Here is a 3,489-nt window from a genome sequence, read left to right on the forward strand (position 1 = left end):
GCCGGCGAGCTGCTGCCCTCCACTGCCGCATCCTCGGCGGCCGACGCACGCGACCCCTTGAGCGAGAGCGGTGCGATTCCTCAACATCATCGACGAGTTCAGACTGGAAAGCCCCGGCAACCAGAGCGAGATTTCTTCGACTGGCTGCTCGAACGTCGTCTACGCGCCGGCCCGCTCCTAGGGCGTTCATCGGCTGTACTCCGAGCAGACCGGCACGGTGTTGCACGTGATCAAGGCCGCCCGGCGCCTCGGGTTAACCCTCGATGAAGTCGCCGATCGCTCGCGGCAACCCAGTTCGGCAAAGCGGCGTCGCTGGGCTACAGGCCTGCGCCACCTAGAAATCAGCTGACATCGACGCGAAGCTCGCCAAGCTGACCGCGGTACGTGACACATTGCGCGCCGCCCTTGCCGCAGGCTTTGATGACCTGCTCGCATGTAGCGAAAGCCCCACCTGCCCAGTCCTTTTCGACGACCTGAACCGCAAATCGAGTACGGGAGACAGCGGCTGTGGCTACTGAATCGATCACTAGGACGGTCATCATATTCGGGCTCGGTCTGCGGGTACGCCACCACGATCACAGCATCCTGAACCGGATATCTAGGCTCTGGCCATGACCGTGGTGCGCTCGATCCTGCTGTTCGTTCTTGCTGCAATCGCCGAGATCGGCGGGGCTTGGCTGGTCTGGCAGGGCGTGCGTTAGCATCGTGGCTGGGCATGGATCGGCGCCGGAGTCATCGCCCTGGGGATCTACGGTTTCGTCGCAACGTTGCAGCCCGACGCCAACTTCGGACGCATCCTCGCAGCCTATGGTGGCGTGTTCGTCGCCGGATCACTGTTGTGGGGGATGGCGCTGGACGGCTTCCGTCCCGATCGGTGGGACGTAGTCGGCGCGGTGATCTGCCTGGTCGGTGTCGCAGTCATCATGTACGCGCCGCGCGCCGCTTGATCGGCTGGTCAGTCGCAAGAAACATCGTTGGTGGCAATCGGTAGCTGGGCAGATTTGCTGGGCAGGTCCGGGGAAACCGTCGGGATACACCCTGTCTGAAATCGACAAGGCAATGAGTACGTGCCGCAAGTTCATCGCCGCTGGCAACCAGGTGCTGGCCGATCGGATCCGTGAGGCTATTCAGCAGTAGGAGCGGCTCGCCCGCAACAATTTTCGCGGTGCTCGCCTAACCTGCTGCCCTGACCTTCCGGGCCTGGCGATGTCGCCGCACCTAGGCCTTGCCTCATGCGCTTCCGAACCACCTGAATGCCACCAAGTCGAGTGGCGACCCAACGTCGGAGGAGCCGAGCTGGACCGATATCCATTGCAAGGGAACCGAATTCACCTTTGCGGCGTCTAAGTCGTTGAAGGGGCTCTCACGCCGAAGGCGTCGACGAACTCCAACGGTGCAACAACTCGACAGGAGTCGACTCGTGCTGATGACCTACGACGCGGAAGCGGCGCCGCGATGACCTATCCCCAATGGCCTCGCTAGCTAGCTCATCCAATTCTGTTGCACCACAACAACAAACACAACTTGAGATGCCCAAGCGGCAGGAGCCCGCAATGACCACCGCCGACCCGTACCGGCCCACCCCCGCGCGCCTGCACAACGCGATCCTGGGTGGGAAGGACCACTACGCGCCTGACCACGCGCTGGCCACCAGCCTGGCGACGAACAAGATCACGCCCGCGATCACCGAATCACGTCGCTTCATCCTGCGCGCGGTCGAGTACCTGATCGACCAGCACGGGGTTTCCCAGTTCGTCGAACTAGGCTGCGGCTACCCGCACGCCCCGAACATCCACGAAATCGCGGGAGACCGGAACGACGACCTCACCCGAATCCTCTACATCGACAACGACCCCGTTGTCGCCGCCTACGGCCGTGCCCTGCTGACCGGACCGAACCGCTTCTTTACCGATACCGATCTGACCGACACTTCGGCGGTCCTCGGCGACATCATTGCCGTGATGGACACAGCCAGGCCGATCGCGGTGTTTGTGTCGGGGACCGCGGAACTGATCAGTGACGCTCCCACGATGGTCACGGCATTGACCGACCGCCTTGCTTCCGGGACATGGATGGTGTTCACCCACATCACCGACGACGTCCACACTCACCAGATCCACTCAGCCACTCACACTTTCCGCAGTGCGGGCATCGCCTACCACGCACGCGGGCGCGACGAGATCACGGCCATGCTCACCGGGTACCGACTCGTCACACCCGGCCTGATCGCCCCACACCGGTGGCGACCCGTCCCCAGTAGCGGGGTACGCGCACTCTCCACGACGCCGCGACACCGCGCGGCGTCGGATCTGAGTGCTTACGCTGCAGTGGGCCGACTCCACCGGTGACCGCACTGCGTTCACCGTCTCTGCCTCGCTCCCAACGAGATCGGGACGACAGTAGGCGCGAGGACGCCTGGGCAGCGTCGGCGTCAAACGGTGACAACGATTTTGCCGGTGTGGTGGCCCTGTTCCAGGTAGCGGTGGGCGGCGACGATGTCGTCGAGGGTGAACACGGTGTCGATGACGGGGCGCAGGGCGCCGGTGCGGATGCCGGCGGTCAGGAATGCGGTGATGCGGTGCACGGCCGCCGGGTCGAGGGTGTGCTCGAAGCTCATGTACCGGATCATGGTGATCGGGCTGGCCGGATACGGTGCCGGCCGGGGATCCAGCCAGCCGACGGTGATCAGCCTGCCGCTGAATCGCTTGGCCGCATCGGCGAGTTCGGCCAGGCCAGGACCCATGACCGAGTCCAACACGATGTCGGCGCCGATGCCGTTGGTGTGTCGGTGTGTGGCCTCGACGACGTCGTCGCGGTCGGTGACGATGACGGCGACGGCACCTGCAGCCAGCAGTGTGCGTTCTTTTGCGGCGCTCCGGGTGACGGCGAGGGGGATGGCGCCGATCTGGTTGGCGATCTGGATGGCGGCCAGGCCGACACCGCTGGAGGCTGCGGTGATCAGGACATGGTCGCCGGGTTGCATTCCGGCCTTTTCGACGAGCGCGCCGTAGGCGGTGGAGTACGCCACCCACAACGCTGCTGCGCTGATGGCGTCCAAGCCGGCGGGCCTGGCGGCGACCCGGTCGGCGGGAAGGACGAGGTGTTCGGCGTAGGTGCCGTTGGTGTCCATGTCGGGCACGGCTGTGACGATGACCGCATCACCGGTGGCCCATCCGGCGACTCCCGAGCCGAGGGCGTCGATCGTGCCGGTCGCTTCGATGCCGAGGCGGGCGTGTGGCAGGCGGATCGGTCGCGGTGACATGCCCGCACGGATCATCTGGTCGAGTCGATTGATACCGACGGCTTCGACCTTGATCCGCACCTCGCCGGGGCCGGGGTCGCCGACCGGTTCGTCGACGATCTGCAGGACTTCGGGGGTGCCGGTCTCATCGAAGACGACGACTCGTGACATGGGGGGCTCCTGATCGCTCATCTATTTCTCGTACAGTCGTACTATGAATATAGATAGTACAGTCGTTCTAGGAATGT

2 protein-coding genes and 1 pseudogene are annotated in these 3,489 nt (G+C 64.3%); 2 read left to right on the forward strand and 1 reads right to left on the reverse strand.

The genetic code is table 11. The annotated features are described in order from the left end of the window. Positions 1-611: 611 nt before the first annotated feature. Positions 612-947, forward strand: a pseudogene (locus ACFWF3_RS28855) (YnfA family protein). A 606-nt stretch (positions 948-1,553) separates the two neighbouring features. Continuing rightward, a complete protein-coding gene (locus tag ACFWF3_RS28860) occupies positions 1,554-2,348 on the forward strand; it encodes an SAM-dependent methyltransferase (protein WP_379316678.1) in 795 nt (264 codons plus the stop codon). Between the two features lie 83 nt (positions 2,349-2,431). On the opposite strand, the gene ACFWF3_RS28865 is transcribed toward ACFWF3_RS28860, so the two are convergent. Then, positions 2,432-3,412 (reverse strand): zinc-dependent alcohol dehydrogenase family protein, encoded by a 981-nt coding sequence (locus ACFWF3_RS28865; protein WP_379316680.1) that lies wholly within the window; start codon positions 3,410-3,412, stop codon positions 2,432-2,434. Positions 3,413-3,489 lie beyond the last annotated feature (77 nt).

Source organism: Nocardia sp. NPDC060220 (assembly GCF_042727815.1).
Taxonomy (GTDB): Bacteria; Actinomycetota; Actinomycetes; order Mycobacteriales; family Mycobacteriaceae; genus Nocardia.

Coding starts and splice junctions, on each gene's coding strand:
- ACFWF3_RS28865 (WP_379316680.1), bottom strand. CDS start 3,412: ATGTCACGAGTCGTCGTCTTCGATGAGACCGGCACCCCCGAAGTCCTG.
- ACFWF3_RS28860 (WP_379316678.1), top strand. CDS start 1,554: ATGACCACCGCCGACCCGTACCGGCCCACCCCCGCGCGCCTGCACAAC.